Origin of the sequence: Actinomadura sp. BRA 177 (assembly GCF_013372625.1) — a bacterium.
Classification (GTDB): Bacteria; Actinomycetota; Actinomycetes; order Streptosporangiales; family Streptosporangiaceae; genus Spirillospora.
On record NZ_JABXFD010000196.1, the window covers coordinates 1 to 23,699 of the forward strand.

The following is a 23,699-nucleotide window of genomic DNA, read 5'->3' on the forward strand; positions in this document are numbered from 1 at the left end:
CCAAGGAAGGACTGTCCAAGAAAGAGATCATCCGATGCCTCAAGCGCTACATCGCCCGCGAGCTCTACCAGATCATCACAACAAACGATCTTGAACTCGCCGCTTGACATCCATAGGAGCATCCACGGCCGAGAATCGAAGGAGACGCCGGAAAATGAGAGTGATGGGCTGGAGCGGTGGCCTGGTCGCCGCGGGGCTGCTGCTGGCCGCGTGCGGGGGCGGCGGGCCGGGCGGCGGTGGCGGGAAGGTCAGCAACGACAAGATCGTCCTGGCCGTGCTGAACGACCAGTCGGGCGTCTACGCCGAGACCTCCGGGACCAAGACGGTCGAGGCCGTCAAGATGGCAGTCGCCGACTTCAAGGCCAAGTACGGCGACAAGGCGGTCAGCACGAACATCGAGGTGCTCTCCGCCGACCACCAGAACAAGCCGGAGATCGCCAACTCCAAGGCGCAGGAGCTCTACGACCGGCAGCACGCCGACGTGATCCTGGACGTGCCGACCTCCTCCGCCGCGTTCGCCGTCGCGACCATCGCCAAGAACAAGAAGAAGGTGTTCATCGACGTCGGCGCCGCGAGCACGGAGATGGAGGGCAAGCAGTGCAACAAGTACACCTTCCACTACGGCTACAACAGCTACATGCTCGCCCACGGCACCGGCGCCGAGGTGACCGAGGACGGCGCGAAGGACTGGTACATCATCTACCCGGACTACGCGTTCGGGGAGGACATGCAGAAGACCTTCAGCGCGGCGATCAAGGAGGCCGGCGGCACCGTCGTCAAGACCGACCCGACGCCGTTCCCCAACGACAACTTCTCCACGTTCCTGCTGAAGGCGCCGAACCTCGACCCCAAGCCGAAGGTGATCGGCACCATGCACGCCGGCGGTGACCTGGTCAACCTGGTGAAGCAGTACAACGAGTACAAGCTCAAGGACAAGGGCGTGGGGCTCGCCGTCGGGCTGCTGGTCATCACCGACATCCACTCGCTCGGCGCGGACGCCCTCGCCGGGACCCGCTACACCGACATGTGGTACTGGAACCTCGACGACAAGGCCCGCGCCTGGTCCGACAAGTTCCAGGCCGAGGCCGGCCAGCGGCCCACCTCCAACATGGCCGGGAACTACTCGGCCGCCATGCAGTACCTGGAGGCCGTGCAGCGCGGCGGCACCGACAAGTCCGACGAGGTGGTCAAGCAGCTGGAGGGCTACAAGTTCAACGACATGTTCGCCCGCAACGCCACGATCCGGGCGCAGGACCACCTGCTGCTGCACGACGCGTACCTCGGCCAGGTGAAGCCCGCGAGCGAGGTCAAGGAGGACTGGGACTACATCAAGGTCCTCAAGACCATCCCGGCGGCGGAGGCGTTCCAGCCGCAGCCCGACCCGGCCTGCAAACTGTAGGCGGCGGCGTGCTCCAGCAGGCGTTCAACGGGCTGGTGGGCGGGGCGTTCTACGCCCTGCTCGCCCTCGGCCTGTCCGTCATCTTCGGTATGCTGGGCGTGGTGAACCTCGCCCACGGCGCGTTCTACATGCTCGGCGCGTTCGGGGCGTTCATCGCGCTCGACTCGTTCGGCCTGAACTTCTGGGTGTCGCTGGTGCTGGTGCCGCCGCTGATGGGCGTGGCCGGGATCGTCCTGGAGCGGCTGTTCGTCCGGCGGCTGACGCCGCTGGACCCGCTCTACAACTTCCTGTTCACGTTCGGCCTCGCGCTGATCCTGCAGGACCTCGTGAAGCGGGAGTACGGGGTGAACTCCCAGCCGTACCCCAGGCCGTCGCAGCTTGACCGCACGTTCGACCTGGGCCTGTTCATCTATCCCGCCTACCAGGTGTTCGTGCTGGTGATCTCCGCCGTGGTGTGCGCGGCGGTGTGGCTGATCCTCACCCGCACCCGCGTCGGGATGATCGTCCGGGCGGCGACCGAGCGCCCGGAGCTGACCCGGGCGCTCGGCATCGACGTCGGACGGTGGGTGACGCCCGTGTTCGGGTTCGGCATCGCGCTCGCCGCGTTCGCCGGCGTCCTGGCGGCGCCGATGCGGGCCGTCAACCCGCTGATGGGCTCCGACCTGATCATCACCGTCTTCGCGGTGGTCGTGATCGGCGGGCTGGGCTCGGTGTTCGGCTCGGTCGCCGCGGGCTTCGCCGTCGGCGTGGTGTCGGCGCTCGGCAACCTGTACATCCCGTCGCTGTCCCAGACCTTGGTGTTCATCCTCATGGCCGCCGTCCTGCTGTGGCGACCCGCCGGCCTGTTCGGACGCGAGGAGGCGTTCCGGTGATCCTGTCCAGGCTGGCCCGCTCGGGCACGAGCGGGCCGCTGCTCCTCGCGATCGGGCTGGTCGCCGCCCTCGCCCTGCCGTGGATGATCTATCCGCCGGTCGCGCTGGACATCATCTGCTGGGCGCTGTTCGCCGCCGCCGTCGACCTGCTGCTCGGCTTCACCGGGCTGCTGTCGTTCGGGCACGCGGCCTTCTGGGGCGGGTCGGCCTACTGCACCGGGCTGATCGCGCTGCACAGCGGCCTGCCGTTCCCAGTCGCGATCCTCGGCGGCGCGGCGTTCGCGGCGCTGCTGGCGCTGCCGATCGGCTACCTGTCGGTCCGGCTGACCGGGATCTACTTCGCCATGGTCACGCTGGCCTTCGCCCAGATGGTCTACTTCATCGCCAACCAGTGGCGGGACGTCACGGGCGGCGAGAACGGCCTGCAGGGCATCCCGCGCGAGCTGTTCGGCCTCGACCTGTCCGAGCCGTTCTACTTCTACTACGCGGGGCTGCCGTTCGTGCTGGCCGGGCTGTTCGCCGCGTGGCGGATCGTCCGGTCGCCGTTCGGCCGGGTGCTGGTGTCGATCCGCGACAACCCCGCCCGCGCCCGCGCGCTCGGCTACCCCGTCGACCGCTACCAGCTCCTGGCGTTCGTCCTGTCCGCGGGGCTCTCCGGGCTGGCCGGGGGCCTGTTCGCCATCGGCCACGGGTTCGCCTCGCTCGAAGGCGTCTACTGGACGACCTCCGGGCAGGCCGTGATGATGGTCATCCTCGGCGGCATCGGGACGCTGTGGGGCGGCGCCATCGGCGCGGCCCTCGTCGTCCAGCTGCAGGACTACCTGGCGACCGCCGGGTTCCAGGAGACGGGGATCGTCACCGGCCTGATCTTCATCGTGATCGTGCTGCTGTTCCGCCGGGGCATCTGGGGGACGGCCCGCCACCTGCCGGCGGCTCGGCGGCGGGCCGCCCCGCCCGTCACCGGTCAGGCCGCCGGCACGGCCACCGGGACGGCCAGCAGCTCGGCCTCGCGGGCCGACGCGCGGGCGGTCTCGTCGAAGTCGGGCGCGGTGCACGCGAAGAGCGTCCGGCCGTCGGAGCCGCCGAGCCCGCACGCGTAGACGTTGGTGCCGAGCTTGACCTCGTCGGTGATCTCGCCGCCCTCGACCACCCGGATCAGCCGGGCGTTGAGGGCGTCGGCGATCCACCACCCGCCCTCGGCGTCCAGGCAGCCGCCGTCACCGGCGACCGACACCCCGGCCAGGATGGCCTCGATCGACCGCTCGGCGGGCAGCGGGCCGAACTCGGCCCACACGCGCCGGTTCACCAGCCGGCCCTCGGCGGTCACGTCGAACGCGCTGACCCGGTCGCCGAACGTCTCGTTCACCAGCAGGACGCCGTCCCCGGTGATCACGCTGCCGTTGGGGAACCAGAGGTCAGACGCCACCTCGGTCACGGTGCCGTCCGGGTCCACCCGGTGCAGGGCGGCCGGCTCCAGCGGCGCGCCGCCCATCAGGTCGAAGCCGAAGTTGCCCACGTAGGCGCGGCCCTCGGCATCGACGACCATGTCGTTGAGGTGGCCCGTCGCATGGGCGCCGAGGTCGGCGTGGACGGCGAGCGTGCCGTCCGTCTCCCGGCGGATGATCTTGCGGTCGCGCATCGAGACGATGAGCAGCCGGCCGTCCGGCAGCCAGCCCAGCCCGGACGGCTGCTCCGGGACCTCGGCCTCGACCTGCAGGTCCGACCCGTCCGCGCGGGCCGAGACCACCTGGTGGGTGTAGAAGTCGGACAGCCAGAGGCGCCCGTCGCGCCAGCGCGGCGCCTCCAGAAAGGCGAAGCCGCTGATCACCGTGCGCGCTGTACCGGTCATGGTGCCCTCCCATGATGTTGAATGCTCAACCATGTCACAGTGCGAGGCCGCCATCCACGGGCAGCACGACGCCCGTGATGTAGCCGGCCTCGTCCGAGGCCAGGAACGCCACCGCGCCGGCGATCTCCGCGGGGTCGGCGAAGCGGCCCAGCGGGATCGCGGCGGTCAGCCGGTCCAGCGCCTCGGCCGGGACGGAGTCGATCATGCGGGTCCGCGCGTTCGGTGAGATCGCGTTCACCGTGATGCCGAACCGCGCGAGTTCCTTGGCCGCCGTCTTGGTGAAGCCGATGATCCCGGCCTTCGCCATGGCGTAGTTGGACTGCCCGGGGTTGCCCCGCAGCCCGGTGTAGGACGTGACGTTGACGATCCGGCCGCCGCCCTGGCGCCGGAAATGCGGGACGGCGGCGCGGGTGAACCGGAAGGTGCCGCCGGAGTGCACCGCCATGACGGCCTCGTAGTCCTCGTCCGACAGCTTCCACAGCATGCCGTCGCGCAGGATGCCCGCGTTGTTGACCAGCACGTCGACGCGGCCCGACTCCGCGACGACCCGCTCCACCGCCTCGTTCACCTGGCCGGTGTCGGACACGTCGGCGACCAGCCCGGCCGCGCCGGTCTCCGCCGCCGCCTTCTCGATCTCCCCGGCGTCCGAGTCGATCAGGTACACCGTCGCGCCGGCGGCGCGGAAGCGCTCCCCGACGGCCCGCCCGACGCCGCGGGCCGCGCCGGTCACGACGACGGTCCGGCCGGTGAAATCGAAGGTCACATTCGCCATCAGGACACTTCCCGTCGCTGTGCGGCGAACCGCTCTCGGAGGGCCACCTTGGAGAACTTGCCGGTCGCGGTCTTGGGGATCTCCGGCAGGAGCCAGAGCCGCTCGGGGATCCACCACGACGCGACGCGGCCGGTCAGATGGGCGCGCAGGCCCGCCTCGTCGAGGTCGGTCCCGGGCGCGAGGACGACGCAGGCGAGCGGGCGCTCGCCCCACCGGTCGTCCGAGACGCCGATGACCGCGGCCTCCAGCACGCCGGGGTGGGCCATGATCTCGTTCTCCAGGACGCCGGAGGAGATCCATTCACCGCCTGACTTCACGAGGTCCTTGGTGCGGTCCACGATCTGGATGTAGCCGTACCGGTCGATCGTGGCGACGTCGCCGGTGCGCAGCCAGCCGTCCTCGGTGAACCGCGACTCGCCGGGGTCGGCGCCGAAGTAGCGGGACGCGATGGTGGGCCCGGCCACCTGGAGTTCGCCGGGCGTCGCGCCGTCCTGCCCGACGTGGCCGCCCCCGTCGTCCACCAGCCGCAACTCGGTGAGCGGGAGCGACGGGCCGGGGGAGGCGAGCACCGCGCGCCGCGCGTCGGAGCCGAGCCCGTCGTGCACGGTCGCGAGCCGCGAGACGGCCACCACCGGCGCCGGGCGAGCGCCGCCGAGTTCATCGCCGGACCGGGCAGGACGAGGTCGGCGCCGGCGAGCATCGCCGCGTAGGGGAGCCCCCACGCGTTGACGTGGAACATCGGCACGATCGGCATCACGACGTCGCGCTCGCTGATCGCGAAGTTGTCCGCGCCGAGGAGCATCAGCGCGTGCAGGACGATCGACCGGTGGCTGTACAGCACGCCTTTGGGACGCCCGGTCGTGCCCGAGGTGTAGCAGAGGCTCGCGGCGTCGTTCTCGTCCACCGCGACGGGTGCTGCCGCATCGGGAGCCTGCGCGAGCAGTGATTCGTAGTCAAGGATCCGGGGGTCGTCGGGTAGTTCCTCCGTGCCGCCGTCGCCCATGACCACGACGTGGCGCAGGGTCGGAACCCGCTCCACCAGGGGCCACACCGTTGGGATGAGCGTGCGGTCGACGAACAGGACGTCGTCGGCGGCGTCGTTGAGCTGCGGATCGGCTACCAGCCGCAGAAGCGGCACGCCGTCGTCGTCGCGCACATCCGGCCGGAGAAACGGCGCGGCCTCGCCTCCGTGGCGTCCGACCTCGCCGCCGCCCGCGACGGCCTCAGTACCGTGCGGGACGGCCGGGCGGTCCTGGTCATCCCGTCGGACGACCCGTCGCTGACGGGCCGCCAGGTGTCACGGTCTATGACCATGCGGCTGAGGTCGCCGGTCACCGTCGGCACGGCCGGGCCGGTGGACGACCCCGCCGACCTGCCCGCCGCCTACACCGAGGCGCTGGCCTGCGCGCAGGCACTGCTGCGTCTCGAACGCGAGGGCGCCGCCGCCACCGCCGACGACCTCGGGTACGCCGGGCTGCTGCTCGGCGACGGCGCGTCCGCGACCCGGTACGTGGTGCGGACGCTCGGCCCGGTCATCCGGCACGACGAGCAGCGGTCGACCATGCTGATGGACACGCTCGAAACCTACTTCGCCACCGGGCAGAGCCTCGTCGCCAGTGCGAAGCGCCTGCACATCCACCCGAACACCGTCACGCAGCGGCTCGACCGCGTGAAACGCCTCCTCGGCGTGGACTGGAACAGCCCGGACCACACCCTGGAAGTGCAGCTGGCGCTGCGGCTGCACCGGCTCGGCCGCGAACTCGACGTCTGATCCGGGCTCAGTACCGGTTGGTCGCGGCGTCCAGGTCGAGGTCCTTGTCGATCTGCTCCGCGGAGACGTCCTTGAAGCCGATGTGGTCCTTGAAGACCTGGCCAGCCGTGGGCAGGGTCTTGCGGTCCGGCCAGGTCTCCGGCTTCCACAGCGACGAGCGCAGGAGCGCCTTCGCGCAGTGCATGTACAGCTCTTCGACCTCGACGAGGAGTGCCAGCCGGGGCCGCTTGCCCTGGACGGTCAGGTCGTCGAAGAACGGGGCGTCCGACACGAGCGTCGCGCTGCCGTTCACCCGCAGCGTCTCGCTCATCCCCGGGATGAGGAACAGCAGCCCGACGTGCGGGTTGCGCAGCACGTTGCGGAAGCCGTCGACCCGGTGGTTGCCCGGCCGGTCGGCGATCGCCAGCCGGTGGTCGTCCAGCACCAGCACCGACCCGGCGGGGTCGCCCTTGGGGGAGACGTCGCAGGTCCCGTCCGGGGCGGACGTCGCGATGAGCACGAACGGCGAGTGCGCGATGAGCGTGCGCGCGTGGGCGTCGATCCGGCCGATGTCCTTGTCCCAGATGGCCTGGGACGGTTCCCGGACGATCTCCCGGAGCTCGGCCTCGGTCCGCACGGTGCGCATCTCGGAAGTACGCGTCTCAGAAGGGGGCATTGCCGCACTATAAGGTAAGCCTTACCAAAGTGCCGAACGAGGGTCGCACCGCTCATGACCAGGGAGACTCGCACGCTGCCCGCCCTCGCGGCGGGCCCGGTCGAGATGCCGTTCGCGATCATGAGCTGGAGCGAGGACTTCGCCCGCGACACCACCTGGAACGAGCACTCCCACCCCTTCCACGAGCTGCTGTGGAACGAGCGGGGCGCGTCCACCGCCAGGGTGGGCTCGCGGGTCTGGGCGGTCACGCCCACCCTGGGCCTGTGGATGCCCGCCGGCACGCTGCACTCCGGTTCGGCGGCCGCCGGCACCCGGTGCCGCGCCGGCTTCTTCGGCTTCGGCGCCACGTCCTCGATCTCCGGCACGCCCGTCGCCGTCGAGATCGACCCGCTGCTCCGGCTGCTGCTGGAGCGGCTCGCCGACCCCGGACTGCCCGCGGAGTCGCGGACGGTCACCGAGGCCATGGTGCTCGACGTGCTCAGGCCGTTCTCGCACGAACTGCTCGTGCACATGCCGATGTCCGGCCTGCTGCGCCCGATCGCCGACGCCGTCCGCGCCGATCCGGGCGACCAGCGGACGCTGGCGGACTGGGCGTCCCGGCTCGGCGTGAGCGCGCGCACGGTCACCCGCGCCTTCAACGCCGAGACGGGCACCAGTTTCGCGCGGTGGGTCGCGGCGGTGCGCGCCCAGCACGCGGTCGCGCTGCTCGGCCGCGGCTGGCAGATCGAGGCCGTCGCCGAGGAGGTCGGCTACCGCTCGGCGAGCGCGTTCGGCGTGGCGTTCCGGCGCGCGACCGGGCTGACGCCGGGGGCGTTCCGGGCGCATTGAGCCTGGCCACGATGTCCCGATCTCGATATCGGACGTCCCAAACACTCGATTGCGACGCTGCGACTCTTGCTCTTAGGGTGCGCACCAAGGCAAGGCTTACCTAAGTCGGCCGGTCGCCGGATTTTCTGACAGTGGAGAGTACGAAGTGAAACGTCCTCATGGCCTTCGCGTCATCGCCGTACTGGCCGTCCTGCTGGGCGGCCTCATGGCGTGCGGCGACTCGTCCGAGACCGAGGAGGCGAGCGCGGGCGGCGCGGCCGGCGCCTTCCCCGTGACGATCAAGCACGCGCTCGGGACGACCACCGTCGAGGCGAAGCCGCAGCGGGTGGCCACGGTCAACTGGGCCAACCACGAGGTGCCGCTGGCCCTCGGCGTCGTCCCGGTCGGCATGGCCGCCGCGAACTTCGGCGACGACAACGGCGACGGCGTCCTGCCCTGGGTGGAGAAGCGCCTGAAGGAGCTCAACGCCAAGACGCCCGTGCTGTTCGACGAGAACGACGGCATCGACTTCGAGGCCGTCGCCGACACCAAGCCGGACGTGATCCTGGCCGGCTACTCGGGCCTCACCAAGCAGGACTACGACACCCTGAGCCAGATCGCCCCCACGGTCGCCTACCCGGACGCCCCCTGGGCCACCCCGTGGCGCGAGGTCATCCGGATCAACAGCAAGGCCATCGGGCTCGCCGACGAAGGCGAGAAGCTCATCAAGGGCGTCGAGGACGACGTCAAGGCCGCCGTCGCGAAGCACCCGCAGCTCAACGGCAAGTCGGTCATGTTCATGACGCACGTCGACCCCAACGACGTCAGCCAGATCGGCTTCTACACGACGCATGACACCCGCACCCTCTTCTTCGAGGACCTCGGGATGAAGATCCCGGGCAGCGTCGCCGAGGCGTCCAAGGGGACGGACAAGTTCGTGCTGACCCGCAGCGCCGAGCAGATCGACCTGTTCAACGACGTCGACATCATCGTCGGATACGGCGACGACAAGCTGGTCAAGCAGATCAGCAAGGACCCGCTGCTGTCGAAGATCCCGGCCGTCAAGCGCGGTTCGATGTACTTCCTGCCCGAGACCAAGCCGCTGGGCACGGCCGCGAACCCGACCCCGCTGGCGATCTCGTGGGTGCTGGAGGACTACGTCAAGGCGCTCGCGGACGCCGCCGCCAAGGTCAAGTGACGGCGGTCGCCACCGACCGTCCGCCGGACGCCGCCCTCGTGGTGCGGCGTCCGGCGCGCGTCCGTCTCCTGTGGCTCCTCGCGACGGTCGCCGTGCTGGCCGCGTTCATGGCCGCGTCGGTCGCCTTCGGGTCGCGCTCGGTCGGCTGGTCCGACATCTGGGCGGCGCTCGGCGGCGCGGACGACACCCTCGAACGGGCGGCGGTCGCCAAGCGGATACCGCGCACCCTGCTCGCGGTGGTCATCGGCGCCGCGCTCGGCCTGTCCGGCGCCGTCATCCAGGGCGTGACCCGCAACCCGCTCGCCGACCCCGGAATCCTCGGCGTCAACATGGGCGCGTCGCTGTCGGTCGTCACCGCCGTCGCCGGGCCGATCGCCTTCGTCGGGCTCATCGTCCCGCACGCGTGCCGGCTGCTCGTCGGCGTCGACCACCGCTGGCTGCTGCCGTTCTCCGCGCTGACCGGCGCGGCGCTGCTCACCTTCGCCGACGTCGCCGGACGCGTGGTCGCGCGTCCCTCGGACATCGAGGTCGGCATCGTGACCGCGCTCATCGGCGCGCCGTTCTTCATCCACATCGTCCGCCGGCAGAAGGTGCGTGAGCTGTGACGAGCACCCTCTCCGGCACCCTGCCCGCCGCGCGGATCGTCGCGCACGGCCGCCGCCGGCGCGCCGCCCGCCGCCGCGTCGTCATGCTGACGCTGGCGGTGCTCGTCGCCGCCGCGTTCGCCGTGACGCTGATGGCCGGGCACACGTTCTACCCGCCCGGCGACGTGGTCCGCGTCGTCCTCGGCGAGCAGGTGCCGGGGGCGTCCTTCACGGTCGGACGGCTCCGGCTGCCGCGCGCCGTCCTCGCCGTGGCCGCCGGGTTCTCCTTCGGCCTGGCCGGCGTCACCTTCCAGACGATGCTCCGCAACCCGCTCGCCAGCCCGGACATCATCGGCATCAGCTCGGGCGCGAGCGCCGCCGCGGCCGTCGCGATCGTGTCGCTCGGCCTCGGCGGGATGCAGGTGTCGGTCTTCGCGATCGTCGCCGCGCTCGCCGTCTCCCTGCTGATGTACGCGCTGGCGTTCCGGGACGGCGTCGCCGGGACGCGGCTCATCCTGATCGGCATCGGGGTCGCCGCGATCCTCGACAGCGTCACCTCCTACGTCCTGTCCCGGGCCGCCGAATGGGACCTCCAGGAGGCCACGCGCTGGCTGACCGGCAGCCTCAACGGGGTCACGTGGACGCAGGTACTGCCGGCCCTCATCGCGCTGGCCGTCCTCGGCCCCGTCCTGCTGGCGCTGGCGCGGGACCTGTCGGCGCTGCAACTCGGCGACGACACCGCCTCCGCGCTCGGTGTGCGCGTCGAACGCACCCGTATCGCCGTGATCGTCGCCGCCGCCGGGCTGATCGCGTTCGCCACGGCGGGGGCCGGGCCGATCGCGTTCGTGGCGTTCCTGTCCGGGCCCATCGCGGCCCGGCTCCTCGGCACCGGCGGCTCCCTGCTCGTCCCCGCCGGGCTGGTCGGCGCGCTGCTCGTCCTCGTCGCCGACTTCCTCGGCCAGTTCGCGTTCGACACCCGCTTCCCGGTCGGGGTCGTCACCGGTGTCCTCGGCGCGCCGTACCTCGTCTACCTGATCGTCCGCACCCACCGGTCCGGAGGCTCGCTGTGACCACGTCCCACTCCCTCGCCGCCGAGCGCCTCACGCTCGGTTACGGCGACCACGCCGTCATCGAGTCGCTCGACCTGGCCGTGCCGCCCGGCGAGGTGACCGCCATCGTCGGCGCCAACGCCTGCGGGAAGTCGACGCTGCTGCGCTCACTGTCCCGGCTGCTCGCGCCGCGCGCGGGCCGCGTCGTCCTGGACGGCAAGGAGGTGCACCGCATGCCCGCCAAGGAACTGGCCCGCACGCTCGGCCTCCTTCCCCAGGCGCCGGTCGCGCCCGAGGGCATCACCGTGCTCGATCTCGTCTGCCGCGGCCGCCACCCCCACCAGGGGTTCCTCTCCCGCTGGAAGGCCGAGGACGACACCGCCGTGGCCGCCGCCCTGGAGGCCACCCGCACCACCGACCTCGCCGACCGCTCCGTGGACGAACTGTCCGGCGGCCAGCGCCAGCGCGTCTGGATCGCCATGGCCCTGGCGCAGCAGACCGACCTGCTCCTGCTGGACGAGCCGACCACGTTCCTCGACGCGAGCCACCAGATCGACGTCCTCGACCTGCTGACCGATCTAAACCGTACGCGCGGCACCACCATCGTGATGGTCCTGCACGACCTCAACCTCGCCGCCCGCTACGCCGACCACCTCATCGCCCTGGCCGACGGCCGCCTGCACTCATGCGGCGCCCCGGCCACCGTCCTGACCGAAGAATGCGTCCGCACCGTCTTCGACCTGGACAGCCGCATCATCGAAGACCCGGTCTCCGGCCGTCCCCTGATGCTCCCCATAGGCCGCCACCACGTCCGCGTCGAAGAGCCGGCCCCCTGAGTTCATCCGGCGAACTCCCGGACCGGGACGCCCGTCACGCCCGGCGTGCAGGCGAACAGCGCGCCCGCCTGCGGCTCGGCACCGGGATCCAGGTGCTCGCGGGACGTCGTGATGAACAGCCGGTCGAGCCGTGGCCCGCCGAACGTGCAGGCCGTCGTCTTGCTGACGGGCAGCTCCACGACCTCGTCGAGCGTGCCGTCCGGCGCGTACCGGTGCACGGCACCGCCGTCATACAGGGCGACCCACACACCGCCTTCGCTGTCGACCGTCAACCCGTCCGGATTGCTGCCCGGCACGGCGGCGAACGTTCGGCGCCCGGTCAGGCCGCGTTCCCGGTCGTAGTCGAACACGTCGATCCGTTCCGTGGCGGTGTCGGCGTAGAAGGCACGGCCGCCGTCCGGGCTCCATTCGAGGCCGTTGGAGATCGTCAGACCGTCGAGCACGACGGCCGTCGAGCGGTCGGGGTCGAGGCGGTGCATCGCGGCCGCGCCCTCGCGCTGGTCGTAGGCCATGGAACCGCAGTAGAACCGCCCATCGGGATCGCATCCGCCCTCGTTCATGCGGACATCGCCGTCACTCCACAGGGGATCCATGAGGGTCACGGTCCCGTCCGCGTCCTCCAAGGCGAAGCCGCGCTCGACGGCGATCACCGCGCCGCCCCGCCGCCTGGGCCGGACGGCGGCGACCACCTTGTCGACATGTCGCCGCGCGACCGTCCCGTCCGGGGCGAGCGAGAGGACGTCCCCGGCCAGCATGTCCAGCCACCGGAGACCGCCCCAAGCTTCGGACCAGACCGGCCCCTCACCGTGGTAAGCGAGCGGTTCAGTGATCTGCTCAACCTTCACAGCGGACCTCGATACCCGGTTCCCGACGCCTCTACCATGGCGAACGTGACCCTGGCGGGCTGCATGGCATGAGCGGGCTCTTCGCGCTGGACGGCCGGGTGGCCGTCGTGACCGGAGCGTCCAGCGGCATCGGCCGGCACATGTGCGGCGTGCTGGCGGAGGCGGGCGCCACAGTCGTCGCCGCCGCGCGGCGCGCGGACCGCCTCGAAGAGCTGGCCGAGAGCCACCGGCGGATCGCCGCCGAACCCTGCGACGTCACCTCCGGCGAGGACTGCGCGCGCGTCGTCGCACTGGCCGTCGCGCTCGGCGGCCCGCACATCCTGGTCAACGCGGCCGGGTTCGGCGATCCCGTGCCCGCGTTCGAGTTGAGCGTGGACGGTTTCCGGCGCACCCTCGACGTGGACCTGACCGCGGCGTTCGAGATGAGCCTGCGCGCCGCCGAGGCCATGCGCGGCGGCGCGGGCGGCTCGATCGTCAACATCGCCTCGATCTTCGGGCTGGTCGGCTCCTGGCCGCTCGTCCAGGCCGCGTACTGCGCGGCGAAGGGCGGGCTGGTCAACCTCACCCGCCAGCTCGGCGCCGAGTGGGCGGCCGAGGGCATCCGGGTCAACGCCATCGCACCGGGCTGGTTCCCGACCGAGCTGACCGAGGAGACGTGCGCCGGCGAGCAGTCGATGCAGTACGTCCGCCGCAACACGCCGATGGGCCGCGCCGGGCGGCTCGACGAACTGGACGGGGCGCTGCTGCTCCTGGCCAGTGACGCGGGCACCTACATCACTGGTCAGACCATCGCCGTGGACGGCGGCTGGACCGTCCGCTGACCGGCGGCGGTGTAGCCAGGTGGCCGGTCGGGGTACGAAACCAACGGGGGTCGCAGTCCACTGATTGCGAGTCAATGAGGCTGACGTTCATCGTCGGGACGGGGCGGTGCGGATCCACGCTCTTGTCGCGGCTCCTGCATACCCATCCCGACATGCTGAGCTTGAACGAACTCTTCACTCCCATGCGTCCCCGCGACGTCCTGCCGGATGCGGCTCGACCAGGCCGCACGATATGTCGGTCTGGAATCCCGTGACGAACTGACCGACGAGCACGTCCGGTACCTTCCATCCCATCTGGCGCAGATCGTGGCCGACGAGTACGCCCCGGACGTCCTCATGGGCGCCGACCTCCCGCTGCCGGCCTTCGGGTCCCTGTGGTCGTCGTTGGTCACCGGCGGGTCGGCCGCGCTGAACCGGCTCGATCCGGATCGCTGGACGACGATCGGCTACGAGGCGCTGCTGACCGAGCCGCGACGCGAGCTGGCGCGGTTGGCCGATTTCGCTGGCGCCGACCCTTACCCGCCCTGGCTGGAGGAGTCGTCCGCCCGTATCGACCCGTCACGGGCGGGGAGCGCGTCCCGGCTGCCCGCGTCGGTCTTGTCCGCGCTCCGCGCCGCGTGCGAGCCCGGGACACTGGCGATCAGCCGCGACTCGTCCCGCCGAACCGCGCAGTAGCGCGCCGGGTCAGTGCCGCCACCGGGTGGCGGCGATGACTTGCTCGGGTGTCGCGTCCTTCAGGAGCTCGATCTCACCGCGGCGGACGACGCAGACGGTGTCGATGACGGCCTCGCCGAGCGCCTGGCGCAGCACGGGGTCAGCTTCGAACGCGGTGACGGACTCGCCCAGCGTGGTCGGCAGGGCGGCGATGCCGGCACGGTCACGCTCGTGCGGCGTGAGCGCACCCGGCTCGACGGCGACCGGCGCCGGGAGGGTGTCCCGGGTGTCGATCCCGGCCCGTCCCGCGGCCAGCAGGGCGGCGAGGGCGAGGTAGGGGTTGGCCGCCGGGTCGAAGCATTTGATCTCCAGGTTGGCGGCCCTGTCCTGCTCGCCGTCGGCTCCGGTGATGAAGCGCAGCGCCGCCTCCCGGTTCTCCAGGCCCCAGCAGGAGAACGCGCCGGCCCGGTGGGAGGGGACCAGCCGCAGGTAGCTGGCCACCGACGGGGCACCGACCGCGAGAAGTGCGGGGAGCCGCCGCAGGATCCCGGCGGTGAACGATTCTCCGGCCGAGGTCATCCCGCACGGCCCGTCGCCGCCCGCCATGGCGTTGGCCGGGGCGTCGGACGTCCGCCGCCACAGGCTCAGGTGCACGTGGCCGCCGTTGCCCAGCGAGGCCGGCTCGGCCTTGGGCGAGAACGAGGCGGCCAGGCCGTGCCGCAGGGACACCCCGCGAATGGTCTCCCGGACGAGCACGGCGGTGTCGGCCGCGCCCAGCGGATCCTCGGCCGCCACCGACAGTTCGTACTGGCCGGGGGCGTACTCGGGGTGGATCTGCTCGACCGCGACCCCGGATGCCTCCAGCGCCAGGAGCAGGTCACGCAGATAGTCCGACTGCTCGGTGATCCGGGTCATCCCGTAGGCGGGCCCGCTGCAGGCCGGGACGAAGCCCTCCCCGGCGCGCCCGGCGGAGAGCACCCACTCCACCTCGAACGCGGCCCGCGCCGTCCACCCCTGCGCGGCCAGCCGCGCCGTCTCGCGCCGTAGCAGGGCCCGCGCGTCCAGCGGATGGACGCTCCCGTCCTGCGCGTACCGGTCCGCGGGCGACAGCGCCCAGCCGGGCAGCGCGGCCAGCGGAACCAGACGATCCAGATCCGGATGGAGCCGCAGATCACCGATCGGGGCCCCGCCGGCGTACCGGCCGGACATCACCGAGTCGTCCAGCAGGAAGGCGTCCTGCCCCGGCGCCGAGCCGCCCCCCCCACATCGCGGCGTGTTCGAGCCGGGCCGGCGGGACAGCCTTGACGCGGGCGATCCCACTGGTGTCCACCCAGATCAGCACGACCCCGCTGACGGCCTGCTCAGCGAGCCCGGCGGCCACGGCAGCGGCACGCGACCCACGCCGCGCACGCTCATCGGCCTCCATTCCCACCCAAACACCACTCCCTGCACGTTGCGTGTCGATAAGACTACAGTTTGTGTCCAGTCGGACGCTGATCGCCATGTCGCAGCGGTGACGGACGCCTCTCCGGCCGGCCATATCGCCGCGGGGCCGTGAAACCCGTGGAAGGGGCCTTGAGGGCGTTGGGGCGGGCCGGTTGCATGACTGGAAAGCGCTTTCTGGTCTAGGTAGAGGTGAGTGCCATGACGACCTTCCCCACGGCGCCGCGCCGTCGGCGGGCCCGCGCCGGCGTGTTCGCGGCCCTCCTGGCGGCCGCCTCGGGGGCGGTGGTGGGACTGTCGGTGCCGCCCGCGTCCGCCGCGTGCGGTGACCGCTCGTCCTACAACGCCGAGGCGGTGCAGAGCGGCGGGACGTGGACCTCGCGGAACGGCGGCCGCACCGTGTACAGCGGCGGCGACATGCGGTCGGCCGTGCAGGCCGCGATCGACAGCCTCGGCTCGGGACGCACGTCCAAGGAGTGGGTGGTCGTGCGCGGCAACGGTTCGATGAGCGCGGGTTCGCGGATCTCGATGCGGAACTACACGGGGATCGACGTCTGCGGCACCATCAACGTGACCGGCTCCGGCTCCGGCGACCAGGCGCCGATCTACGCGCGCGGGGTGCACGACATCGAGGTGCGCTACCTGAACCTCACCGGAAGCCCCCTGTACGGGATCTTCATGCGGAACGTCGACAACGCCGTCCTCGGCGACATCCAGATGCGCCTGTCGAGCGGTCTGGGCGTCCGCATCGACAACCACGGCGACCGCAGTGTGCCGTCCCGCAACATCTCCATCGACCAGGTGTACGTCTCGGGGACGAGCACCCACGGAGTGGAGACCTACGGCGTCGACGGCCTCACCATCAACCGCGTCACGGCACGCAACACCGGCGGCTCGGGCCTCCTGCTGAACGACACCACCAACGCCACGGTGGGACGGGTCGACGCGGACGGCGCCGGCACGGGCACCGGCTACGCCGCGCTGCGGTTCGCGAACCGCAACGGCCGCATCGGGGACGGCTATCCCACCAACATCCACGTGGGCAGCGTCAAGGCGCGTGGCGGCGGCCGCGGCATCTTCTGCGTCTCCGAGAGCGGCGGCGCCGTGATCGACCAGGTCGACATCGCCTACACCGGCAACAACGCCATCCTGCTGGAGAACTGCTACAACATGACGATCGCCGGCTCATCGGGGACGATCGACGGCGGCGGCGAAGTCCGGATCGCCGCGCGCGACGAGTTCCCGCCGTCCCGCGACATCACCCTGCAGAACCTGAGCGTGGCGAACACCGACATCAGGTGGAGCCCCTGCTCCGGCAGCAACATCGTCCTCCGCAACGTGACCCGCACGAACTCCGGCCTCACCTGGTGCTGACCGGCGTCGAGGGTAAGGAGCCTTCGGTGGCCATTGCCGGAGATGACGACCGTACGTGGCCAGCTCGTCCGGCCCCGCGCCGATTGCCCGCATGATTAGAACGATCTTCATAAGGCCGATCGGGGGGTGCCCGTGCCGACGGATTTCGTGGCGCGCTTCGTTGACGTGGATCTTGAACTGGTGCAGCGGCGCCTGCCGGCGCTCGGCGCGGCCTGCGTGGCACCCCGCCGCCTCGTCCGGCAGGCGATGCTCGAGAACGATGCCGTGCGGGCCAGGGGAGCATGGGTCACCGTCGGCTCGGAGGGCGACAGGAATGCCCTCACCCTGCACGATGGGCGGTCCGGGGACGGGGTCGAGGTCCCGGTCGCCGATTTCGGCTCGGCCCGGCGCTTCATGGAGCAGATCGGGTTCACGGCCGTCGCCCACCGGGAGAGCTACCGGGAGGAATGGCGGCTCCAGCACATCGCCTTCACCCTGTCGGATTGGCCCGGCCTGCCGCGCTCGCTGGAGATCAACGGGCCCCAGGAGGAACACGTCCGCTGGGCGGCCCAGAACCTCGGGCTGGACTTCGCGCACGCCGTGATCGGCCCCGACCAGTTCGCGGGGGTTCCCGAGACTCCGCCGCCTCCGCAGCCCGTCCAGGCCGCGAACGCGTCCTTCCAGCCGGTGGCCCGAGCGGTGGCGCAAGAGGTGGAAGAATTCAATATCGTCGATCTCGGCTGGAGTGCCTCGCCCGGGTTCGAGCCCGACGAGTTCTGGGTGAACTGGGTCATGATCCTGGAGAATCCGAACCGCGGCCACTACTGCGAGTTCCCGACGGTTCAGGTCACCGCGCGCGACCAGGGCAACTACGTGGTCGGCACCGACGACCAGGTGCTGCACATCCTGCCCCCAGGCGGCCGGCTCGCCTGGGCCGGCTCACTGTCGACCAACGGCGTCCCGCACACCTTGCACATCGCCGGCAAGCCCGCCGAGTGGCACCCCACGTCCCGCCCGCCCGAGCATTTCCTCCCGTTCGGCTACCAGGGGGTCCGTTTCAAGACCAACGGCGACTCCTGCGTCGTCACCGGTGAGATCACCAATCCCTACCCGCAGTACGTGGAGCAGGTCGTCCTCACCGCGCTGTTCCGGGACGCGGAGGGCGACCTCGTCGGCGGTGAGCACACCTACATCGAAGGACTGAACCCGAACGGAGCGACGCCCTTCAGCCTGGAGGGCGCGGTGGCCACGCCGGTGGCCTCGCTGGACTTGATGGCCGCCCCCTGGTCCAGCGTTTCCGACGACCCGTGGGAGCAGCTCCTGCGCCGTCCCTGAAGCGGGAGCCCGTGCGTGCGGCCGTGGGTCATTTGACGGCGATGCCGCCGTAGACCCAGGCACCGCCGCTCGCGGCGGCCTCTTCGGCGTCGGCGTGCCAGCGGTTGACCTTGACCAGGCCCGGGTCGACGAGGGCGAGGCCGTTGAACAGGCGCAGGATCCGATCGTGGTCGCGGAAGACCATGGGAGCCGAGGCGTTGTCGTAGGCGGACCTGATGATCTCGACCAGGTCCGCCGGACGGTCGTCGAGGGTGCTGTGCGAGATGACGAGGTGGCTGCCGGGGGCCATCCGGTCGGTGAAGGCGGCGACGATGCCCGCGGGGTCCTCGGCGTCGGTGACGAAGTGCAGCATGGCGTTGAAGATGACGCCGACCGGGCGGTCGAAGTCGATGAGGCGGGCCACGGCGTCGGAGGCGAAGACGGTCTCGGGGTTGCGCATGTCGGCCTGGACCGCGGCGGTGCGGTCGTCGGCGGCCAGCAGGGCGCGGGCGTGCGCGATGACGATCGGGTCGATGTCGACGTAGACGACGCGGGCATGCGGGTGGACGCGCTGGGCGACCTCGTGGACGTTGCCCTGGTTGGGCAGTCCCGCGCCGAGGTCGATGAACTGGTCGATGCCCTGTCCGGCGACGTGGGCGATGGCGCGGCCGAGGAAGCGGCGGTTCGCGCGCAGGGCCTCGACACCGTCCGGGATCGAGGCGATGAGGTGGCCCGCGAGCTCGCGGTCGGCGGCGTAGTTGTCCTTGCCGCCGAGCACGTAGTCGTACATGCGGGCCACGTTCGGAGTGCTCGGATCGATCCCCTGCGGTACGCCTGGCTCTTGCGCCACCGGTGGTTCCCGTCTGCCGTGGGCGGTAGGTCGTCGAAAACGATCATAGAACATGCATAAGTGGTGATTTGCGGGGTCGGCTGTGCCACGATGGCGCACATTACCGGCCGGCGCATGGAGCGCGAATGGAATTCACCCTCAACGGCAAGCCCGTCGACGTCGGCGCCGAGCCCGCGGAGACCGTGGCGCGAGTGCTGCGGGAGCGGATGGGCCTGACCGGGACCAAGGTCGCCTGCGGCACGGGCGTGTGCGGCACCTGCACCGTCCTGGTGGACGGGCGCACGGCGGCGAGCTGCCTGCTGCCCGCCGGTGCGGCGGCGGACCGCGAGATCACGACCGTGGAGGGGCTCGGCGGCGACCATCCGGTGCAGCGCGCCTTCGCCGAGCACGACGCGCTGCAGTGCGGCTACTGCACGCCGGGCTTCGTGGTGGAGGCGGCGGCGTTCATGGACCGGTGGCGGGCCGAGCACGGCACCACCGAGCCGTCCCGCGAGCAGATCGCCGAGGCCCTGGCGGGACACCTGTGCCGCTGCGGCGCGTACACCGGCATCTACGCGGCGGTCGCGGCGGCGTGCGCGGGCAAGCACGACGCGGGGACGGTCACGCCGGCGCGCGTGGAGGCCCTCAGCAAGATCACGGGTGCGGCGCGGTACACGGCGGACGTCGTCCTGGACGGGCAGCTCGAAGGCGTGATCATCCGGTCGCCGCACCCGCACGCGAAGGTGGCCGAGATCCGGCACGACGGCCCGCTGGCCGAGCTGCTGCCGCCGGACCGCGTCGTCCGGTACGTGGGGCAGCCGGTGGCCGCGGTGGCCGCGCCGACCATGGCCGAGGCGCTCGCCGCAGCGGCGCGGGTCGAGGTGGACTACACGGTGCTGCCCACGGTGCTGTCGTCGGACGCCGAGACCGTCGTCTACCCGACCGACGAGTCCCGCAAGGGGGCTCCGCGTGCCAACGAAGGCCCGCTCGCGTCCGCCAAGTGGAACGGCAACGTGCGCGGGCCCGCCGCCATGAGCTGGCGCGGCGGCACGGCCGTGAAGCGCATCGAGAAGGCGCGCGACGACGACGGCCAGACCCTGGTGGAGGCCACCTTCACCACCGGGGTGCAGGCCCACACCTGCATGGAGCCGCACGGCTGCGTGGCCCGCTGGGACGGCGGTGACCTGCATCTCCACCTGTCCACGCAGGCCGTGACCCGCGTGGCCGAACAGGCGGCCAAGCGGTGGAAGCTCCGCGCGGAGCAGGTCCATGTGGTGGCGGAGCATGTGGGCGGCGGTTTCGGCTCCAAGGTCAACGTCACCACCGACGTGGTCGCCGCCGTGGAACTGTCCCGCCTGCACGACGCGCCGGTCAGGGTCGTCCTCAGCAGGCCGGAAGAGCTCGTCGACGGCGGCACCCGCCCCGGAACCCGCATCGAGCTGGCCCTCCTCGCCGGCGCCGACGGCGGGCTGTTGGCCTTCACCATGGACGCCCACGGCGACTCCGGCGTCTCCATCGGGTCCAACGCGGCCTGGCACTCGCGGTTCTTCTACGGCAACGCGCCCCGCCGGATCCGCGACTACGACCACATCACGAACCGCGCCCCCGGCATCCCCTTCCGCGGCCCCGGCCTGCCGCCGATGCTGTGGGCGCTGGAACAGGGCGTGGACGAGATGGCGCTGCGCCGCGGCGACGACCCCATCGAGCTGCGCCGCCGCTGGGACGGCAACACCAAGCGCCACGCCCTGTATGACTGGGCCGCGGACCTGCCCGTATGGCGCGACCGCACGGACCCCGGCGACGGCCGCCTCCGCCGCGGCGTGGGCGTCGCGGCCGCCAACTACATGTACTTCCTCGACCCGGGCACCAAGGTCTCGCTGACGGTCGAGCAGGGCGCCGTTGTCGCCCGCATCGCCACCCAGGACATCGGGACGGGCAGCCGCTCGGTGATCGCCGAGGTCGTCCGGTCGGCACTCGGCCTGCAACCGGCCCAAGTACGCGTCGAGCTGGGCCACAGTGACCACGCCTACGGGCCGACGTCCGCCAGCAGCTGCTCCACCCCGTCCATCGCGCCGGCGGCCGAGGACGCGGCGCGCCGCCTCCGCAAGGCCCTCGGCGCCCGCTCCCTCGACGAGGCCGAAGGACTCCAGGTCGTCGGTCGGCGTCCCCGCGACCGCCGCGGATACGTCACGCCCTTCCCCCTGGACCACTTCGCCATCGGCCGGGGCTTCTCGGGAGCCGTCGTCGTCACCGAGGTCGAGGTGGACACCCTGCTCGGCCGCGTCCGGCCGGCCCGCGTCTGGAGCGGGGTCGCCGCCGGCCGCATCTACGCGCCCCGGCTGGCCCGCAACCAGTGCGAGGGCGGGATCATCCAGGGCATCGGCTACGCCCTGTTCGAGCAGCGCCACGAGGACCCGGCCACCGGCACCGTCCTCACCGCGAACCTGGAGGACTACCACATCCCCGGCATCGCCGACACTCCGGAGATCGACGTGCACTTCCACACCGAGGGCTGGGACCACGTGCCCGGCCGCGGCGTCGGCCTGGGCGAGATCTGCACCATGGCCGTCGCCGCCTCGATCGGCAACGCCGTCCGGCACGCCACCGGATGGCGCCCGCACGACCTGCCCATCCGGCCGGACCTGCTGCTGGAGGGGATCGGCGCGTGACCACCATCGAGGACGCCGCCGCAGCCGTCCGCGACACCGGCGGCGAACTGCGCGCCGGCGGCACCGACATCATGACCCGGGCGGCCCGCCCCCCGGTCGACCTGCTCGGCATCCCCGCCCTGCGCGGCATCACCTGGCGACCGGACGGCTCCGCCCGCATCGGCGCCCTCACCACCATCGCCGACCTGCTCGCCGACGACCGCCTGACCGCCGCGTATCCCGCGCTCGCCGCCACGGCCGCCGCCGTCGCCACCCCGCAGATCCGCAACGTCGCCACCGTCGGCGGCAACCTCCTCCAGCGCAACCGCTGCTGGTACCCGCGCAACTCCCTCACCTGCCACCAGACGGGCGGCGACACCTGTCCCGCCCGCGACGGCGCGCACCTCTACTCGGCCGTCATCGACCAGGGCCCCTGCATCGCCCCCCATCCGTCCTCACTCGCCGGGGCCCTCCTCACCTACGCCGCCACCGCCGAAGTGCACGGCCGGGACGCGCTGGACGTCGCCGACCTGTACGGCGACGGCACCGACCCGACACGCGACCACCGCCTAGACCCCACCGAGATCCTCCAGGCCGTCCTCCTACCGGCTCCCACACCCGAACGAGCCGCCTACCGCCGCGCCACCGCCCGCGAAATGGCGGAATGGCCCCTCGTCGAAGCCGCCGCCCGCCTGACCTTCGACGGCGAAACCATAACCACCGCCGCCGTGGCTGTAGGCGGAGTGGCCCGCACCCCTCTTCTCCTCCCCGAAGTGGCTGAAGCCCTGGTCGGTAAGCCCGCCACGCAAGAAACCCTGGCAGCCGCCGCAGACCTGGCAACCGCCCGATGCAGCCCGTTCCCCCAGACCGCCTACAAGGTCCCCCTACTCCGCGCCACCCTGATCGACACCCTCACCGCCTGCACGTCTCCGACTCCCTGACCGACCCCCGGCACGAGCAGGAGAATCAAGGGCCCGGAGCAGGGCCTGCTCGGTCGGGTGAAGCTCCCACGCTGCGGTGAGACATTCGTGGACGCGTGTCAGGTCCGCTGGGGCGAGTGCGAGGGCTCGGGCCGTGTCGCGCAGGACCGGGACCTGACGGCTGAAGGCTTCGGGCGTACGCGCCGCCTGGGCTACGTGGTGCGCGTAGACGATCTCTGAGCGGCTGCTCATCGTGGGCACGGGCAGGTCGCTGCGGAGGGGAGCGGCAGGCGTGTGAGCGCGTTGGCGGTGGCGTCCGCTCGGTGCCCAGGGGACCCACCCGTGGCTCGGCAGGGCGCCGGTCGCGCCGATCTCATCGAGATGGCGGTGGCCCGCTTCCCCGGCCCGGCCGAGGTAGCGGAGCAGGATCGCCGCGGTGGCCTGCGCGTCGTGGGCGGCGGAGTGTGCCCGGGAAAGCGGGACGCCCTCTGTTTCCGCGCAGTCGGCGAGCGTCAGGGAACGGTGCCCTGAGCCGAACTGCCGGGCGAGGTCGAGGGTGCACAGGACGAGCAGGTCGTCGGGGGCGGCGCCGGTACGGGCGAACTCGCTGATCAGCATCGCGCTGTCGAACATCGCGTTGTGCGCGACGAGGACCGCGCCGTCCAGCAGCTCGGCGATGTCACCGGCGACCTCGGGGAAGGAGGGGGCGCCGGCCAGGTCGCCGGCGGTGAGGCCGTGGACATGAGTGGGACCCGGACCTGAGTCGTTGTGCAGCACGGTGCTGTAGGAGCGGTCGGGGCTGCCGTCCGCGTGGAGCCGGTGGACGGCGATCTCGACGATCCGGTCGTGCAGCGGGTCCAGACCGGTGGTCTCGACGTCGATCACCGCGTAGGGGAGCGCGCCGATCTCGTGCCGCTGCGCGGGGGCGGGAGCGGGGGGCTGTCTCTTATCCACCTCTGACGCTGCAGACGAAGAGGATAGTGGAGATCTCGGGGGGCCAGGGAACGATAACAAAACAGAACCATGAATGCTAGACAAGTGATACACGCAAAAACACGACAAGCCACAAGTAAACAAGTC

The 23,699-nt window shown here is 71.4% G+C and carries 23 protein-coding genes and 2 pseudogenes; 16 read left to right on the forward strand and 9 right to left on the reverse strand.

Features of this window, described 5'->3' with window-relative positions:
* Window positions 1-163 precede the first annotated feature (163 nt).
* The 3 genes and pseudogenes from HUX53_RS06820 to HUX53_RS06830 all read left to right on the forward strand — a co-directional run.
* Entirely contained in the window at window positions 164-1,399 is a 1,236-nt protein-coding gene (locus HUX53_RS06820; RefSeq protein ID WP_176402313.1) for an ABC transporter substrate-binding protein, read from the forward strand.
* Between the two features lie 8 nt (window positions 1,400-1,407).
* Window positions 1,408-2,271: a branched-chain amino acid ABC transporter permease gene (locus HUX53_RS06825; RefSeq protein ID WP_176402314.1), complete on the forward strand. Its 864-nt coding sequence runs from the start codon at window positions 1,408-1,410 to the stop codon at window positions 2,269-2,271.
* Window positions 2,272-2,354: 83 nt separating this feature from the next.
* Window positions 2,355-3,143: pseudogene (locus HUX53_RS06830) on the forward strand (branched-chain amino acid ABC transporter permease); the annotation flags it as partial.
* A 92-nt stretch (window positions 3,144-3,235) separates the two neighbouring features.
* On the opposite strand, the gene HUX53_RS40785 reads toward HUX53_RS06830, so the two are convergent.
* From HUX53_RS40785 to HUX53_RS39920, 4 genes and pseudogenes are all read right to left on the reverse strand, one after another.
* The gene (locus HUX53_RS40785; RefSeq protein WP_176402315.1) at window positions 3,236-4,120 is read right to left on the reverse strand and encodes an SMP-30/gluconolactonase/LRE family protein; all 885 of its coding nucleotides are present in this window, start codon (window positions 4,118-4,120) and stop codon (window positions 3,236-3,238) included.
* Window positions 4,121-4,154: 34 nt separating this feature from the next.
* Window positions 4,155-4,892, reverse strand: a complete 738-nt coding sequence (locus tag HUX53_RS06840; protein ID WP_176402316.1) for an SDR family oxidoreductase — start codon at window positions 4,890-4,892, stop codon at window positions 4,155-4,157.
* On the reverse strand, window positions 4,892-5,524 hold the full coding sequence (locus tag HUX53_RS42445) for an AMP-binding protein (protein WP_176402311.1): 633 nt from the start codon (window positions 5,522-5,524) through the stop codon (window positions 4,892-4,894). The genes HUX53_RS06840 and HUX53_RS42445 overlap by 1 nt, the downstream gene beginning before the upstream one ends.
* Before the next feature lie 86 nt (window positions 5,525-5,610).
* Window positions 5,611-5,943, reverse strand: a pseudogene (locus tag HUX53_RS39920) (AMP-binding protein); the annotation flags it as partial.
* On the opposite strand from HUX53_RS39920, the gene HUX53_RS06855 reads away from it, so the two are divergent.
* On the forward strand, window positions 5,905-6,663 hold the full coding sequence (locus HUX53_RS06855; RefSeq protein WP_176402317.1) for a helix-turn-helix domain-containing protein: 759 nt from the start codon (window positions 5,905-5,907) through the stop codon (window positions 6,661-6,663). The pseudogene HUX53_RS39920 and the gene HUX53_RS06855 overlap by 39 nt on opposite strands.
* Before the next feature lie 7 nt (window positions 6,664-6,670).
* On the opposite strand, the gene HUX53_RS06860 is transcribed toward HUX53_RS06855, so the two are convergent.
* Window positions 6,671-7,318, reverse strand: coding sequence for a pyridoxamine 5'-phosphate oxidase family protein (locus HUX53_RS06860; RefSeq protein WP_217919160.1), 648 nt, complete (start codon window positions 7,316-7,318; stop codon window positions 6,671-6,673).
* Between the two features lie 54 nt (window positions 7,319-7,372).
* On the opposite strand from HUX53_RS06860, the gene HUX53_RS06865 reads away from it, so the two are divergent.
* The 5 genes from HUX53_RS06865 to HUX53_RS06885 all read left to right on the forward strand — a co-directional run bounded on the left by HUX53_RS06865 (window position 7,373) and on the right by HUX53_RS06885 (window position 11,792).
* A complete protein-coding gene (locus tag HUX53_RS06865; RefSeq protein ID WP_176402318.1) occupies window positions 7,373-8,146 on the forward strand; it encodes an AraC family transcriptional regulator in 774 nt (257 codons plus the stop codon).
* 145 nt (window positions 8,147-8,291) lie between these two features.
* Window positions 8,292-9,323, forward strand: a complete 1,032-nt coding sequence (locus HUX53_RS06870; protein WP_309237089.1) for an iron-siderophore ABC transporter substrate-binding protein — start codon at window positions 8,292-8,294, stop codon at window positions 9,321-9,323.
* Window positions 9,320-9,928, forward strand: a complete 609-nt coding sequence (locus HUX53_RS06875; protein ID WP_176402319.1) for an iron ABC transporter permease — start codon at window positions 9,320-9,322, stop codon at window positions 9,926-9,928. The genes HUX53_RS06870 and HUX53_RS06875 overlap by 4 nt, the downstream gene beginning before the upstream one ends.
* 20 nt (window positions 9,929-9,948) lie before the next feature.
* Entirely contained in the window at window positions 9,949-10,977 is a 1,029-nt protein-coding gene (locus HUX53_RS06880) for an iron chelate uptake ABC transporter family permease subunit (RefSeq protein ID WP_255205008.1), read from the forward strand.
* Window positions 10,974-11,792: an ABC transporter ATP-binding protein gene (locus HUX53_RS06885; RefSeq protein WP_176402320.1), complete on the forward strand. Its 819-nt coding sequence runs from the start codon at window positions 10,974-10,976 to the stop codon at window positions 11,790-11,792. Before HUX53_RS06880 ends, HUX53_RS06885 begins: the two co-directional genes overlap by 4 nt.
* A gap of 2 nt (window positions 11,793-11,794) precedes the next feature.
* On the opposite strand, the gene HUX53_RS06890 is transcribed toward HUX53_RS06885, so the two are convergent.
* Entirely contained in the window at window positions 11,795-12,637 is an 843-nt protein-coding gene (locus HUX53_RS06890; RefSeq protein ID WP_176402321.1) for an SMP-30/gluconolactonase/LRE family protein, read from the reverse strand.
* Window positions 12,638-12,705: 68 nt separating this feature from the next.
* Here HUX53_RS06890 and HUX53_RS06895 point away from each other — a divergent pair, with 68 nt between their 5' ends.
* The 3 genes from HUX53_RS06895 to HUX53_RS06905 all read left to right on the forward strand — a co-directional run bounded on the left by HUX53_RS06895 (window position 12,706) and on the right by HUX53_RS06905 (window position 14,133).
* Window positions 12,706-13,458: an SDR family NAD(P)-dependent oxidoreductase gene (locus tag HUX53_RS06895; RefSeq protein WP_176402322.1), complete on the forward strand. Its 753-nt coding sequence runs from the start codon at window positions 12,706-12,708 to the stop codon at window positions 13,456-13,458.
* A 74-nt stretch (window positions 13,459-13,532) separates the two neighbouring features.
* Window positions 13,533-13,712, forward strand: coding sequence for a sulfotransferase (locus HUX53_RS42960; protein WP_176402323.1), 180 nt, complete (start codon window positions 13,533-13,535; stop codon window positions 13,710-13,712).
* Complete coding sequence (locus HUX53_RS06905; RefSeq protein ID WP_176402324.1) at window positions 13,666-14,133, forward strand: hypothetical protein; 468 nt, start codon at window positions 13,666-13,668, stop codon at window positions 14,131-14,133. The genes HUX53_RS42960 and HUX53_RS06905 overlap by 47 nt, the downstream gene beginning before the upstream one ends.
* Window positions 14,134-14,142: 9 nt before the next feature.
* Here the strand turns inward: HUX53_RS06905 and HUX53_RS06910 are convergent, their stop codons facing one another.
* On the reverse strand, window positions 14,143-15,432 hold the full coding sequence (locus HUX53_RS06910) for a glutamine synthetase family protein (RefSeq protein ID WP_309237090.1): 1,290 nt from the start codon (window positions 15,430-15,432) through the stop codon (window positions 14,143-14,145).
* A 324-nt stretch (window positions 15,433-15,756) separates the two neighbouring features.
* Between HUX53_RS06910 and HUX53_RS06915 the strand changes: the two genes are divergently transcribed.
* Both HUX53_RS06915 and HUX53_RS06920 read left to right on the forward strand, forming a co-directional pair.
* The gene (locus HUX53_RS06915) at window positions 15,757-16,929 is read left to right on the forward strand and encodes a right-handed parallel beta-helix repeat-containing protein (RefSeq protein WP_176402325.1); all 1,173 of its coding nucleotides are present in this window, start codon (window positions 15,757-15,759) and stop codon (window positions 16,927-16,929) included.
* A 132-nt stretch (window positions 16,930-17,061) separates the two neighbouring features.
* A complete protein-coding gene (locus HUX53_RS06920) occupies window positions 17,062-18,243 on the forward strand; it encodes a hypothetical protein (RefSeq protein ID WP_176402326.1) in 1,182 nt (393 codons plus the stop codon).
* Between the two features lie 28 nt (window positions 18,244-18,271).
* Here the strand turns inward: HUX53_RS06920 and HUX53_RS06925 are convergent, their stop codons facing one another.
* Window positions 18,272-19,126: an SAM-dependent methyltransferase gene (locus HUX53_RS06925; protein ID WP_303623153.1), complete on the reverse strand. Its 855-nt coding sequence runs from the start codon at window positions 19,124-19,126 to the stop codon at window positions 18,272-18,274.
* Between the two features lie 71 nt (window positions 19,127-19,197).
* On the opposite strand from HUX53_RS06925, the gene HUX53_RS06930 reads away from it, so the two are divergent.
* Together HUX53_RS06930 and HUX53_RS06935 are read left to right on the forward strand one after the other, a co-directional pair.
* Window positions 19,198-21,720 (forward strand): molybdopterin-dependent oxidoreductase, encoded by a 2,523-nt coding sequence (locus tag HUX53_RS06930; RefSeq protein WP_176402328.1) that lies wholly within the window; start codon window positions 19,198-19,200, stop codon window positions 21,718-21,720.
* Window positions 21,717-22,640, forward strand: a complete 924-nt coding sequence (locus tag HUX53_RS06935) for an FAD binding domain-containing protein (RefSeq protein WP_309237091.1) — start codon at window positions 21,717-21,719, stop codon at window positions 22,638-22,640. The genes HUX53_RS06930 and HUX53_RS06935 overlap by 4 nt, the downstream gene beginning before the upstream one ends.
* Here the strand turns inward: HUX53_RS06935 and HUX53_RS06940 are convergent.
* The gene (locus tag HUX53_RS06940) at window positions 22,584-23,573 is read right to left on the reverse strand and encodes an exonuclease domain-containing protein (protein WP_176402330.1); all 990 of its coding nucleotides are present in this window, start codon (window positions 23,571-23,573) and stop codon (window positions 22,584-22,586) included. The genes HUX53_RS06935 and HUX53_RS06940 overlap by 57 nt on opposite strands.
* Between the last annotated feature and the right edge of the window lie 126 nt (window positions 23,574-23,699).

Bases quoted from the DNA above. Each gene is read 5' to 3' on its own strand.
- HUX53_RS06865 (WP_176402318.1), top strand. From the start codon at position 7,373: ATGACCAGGGAGACTCGCACGCTGCCCGCCCTCGCGGCGGGCCCGGTC.
- HUX53_RS40785 (WP_176402315.1), bottom strand. From the start codon at position 4,120: ATGACCGGTACAGCGCGCACGGTGATCAGCGGCTTCGCCTTTCTGGAG.
- HUX53_RS06840 (WP_176402316.1), bottom strand. From the start codon at position 4,892: ATGGCGAATGTGACCTTCGATTTCACCGGCCGGACCGTCGTCGTGACC.
- HUX53_RS06860 (WP_217919160.1), bottom strand. From the start codon at position 7,318: ATGCCCCCTTCTGAGACGCGTACTTCCGAGATGCGCACCGTGCGGACC.
- HUX53_RS06930 (WP_176402328.1), top strand. From the start codon at position 19,198: ATGGAATTCACCCTCAACGGCAAGCCCGTCGACGTCGGCGCCGAGCCC.
- HUX53_RS06905 (WP_176402324.1), top strand. From the start codon at position 13,666: ATGCGGCTCGACCAGGCCGCACGATATGTCGGTCTGGAATCCCGTGAC.
- HUX53_RS06820 (WP_176402313.1), top strand. From the start codon at position 164: ATGGGCTGGAGCGGTGGCCTGGTCGCCGCGGGGCTGCTGCTGGCCGCG.
- HUX53_RS42960 (WP_176402323.1), top strand. From the start codon at position 13,533: ATGAGGCTGACGTTCATCGTCGGGACGGGGCGGTGCGGATCCACGCTC.
- HUX53_RS06895 (WP_176402322.1), top strand. From the start codon at position 12,706: ATGAGCGGGCTCTTCGCGCTGGACGGCCGGGTGGCCGTCGTGACCGGA.
- HUX53_RS06915 (WP_176402325.1), top strand. From the start codon at position 15,757: ATGACGACCTTCCCCACGGCGCCGCGCCGTCGGCGGGCCCGCGCCGGC.
- HUX53_RS06925 (WP_303623153.1), bottom strand. From the start codon at position 19,126: ATGTTCTATGATCGTTTTCGACGACCTACCGCCCACGGCAGACGGGAA.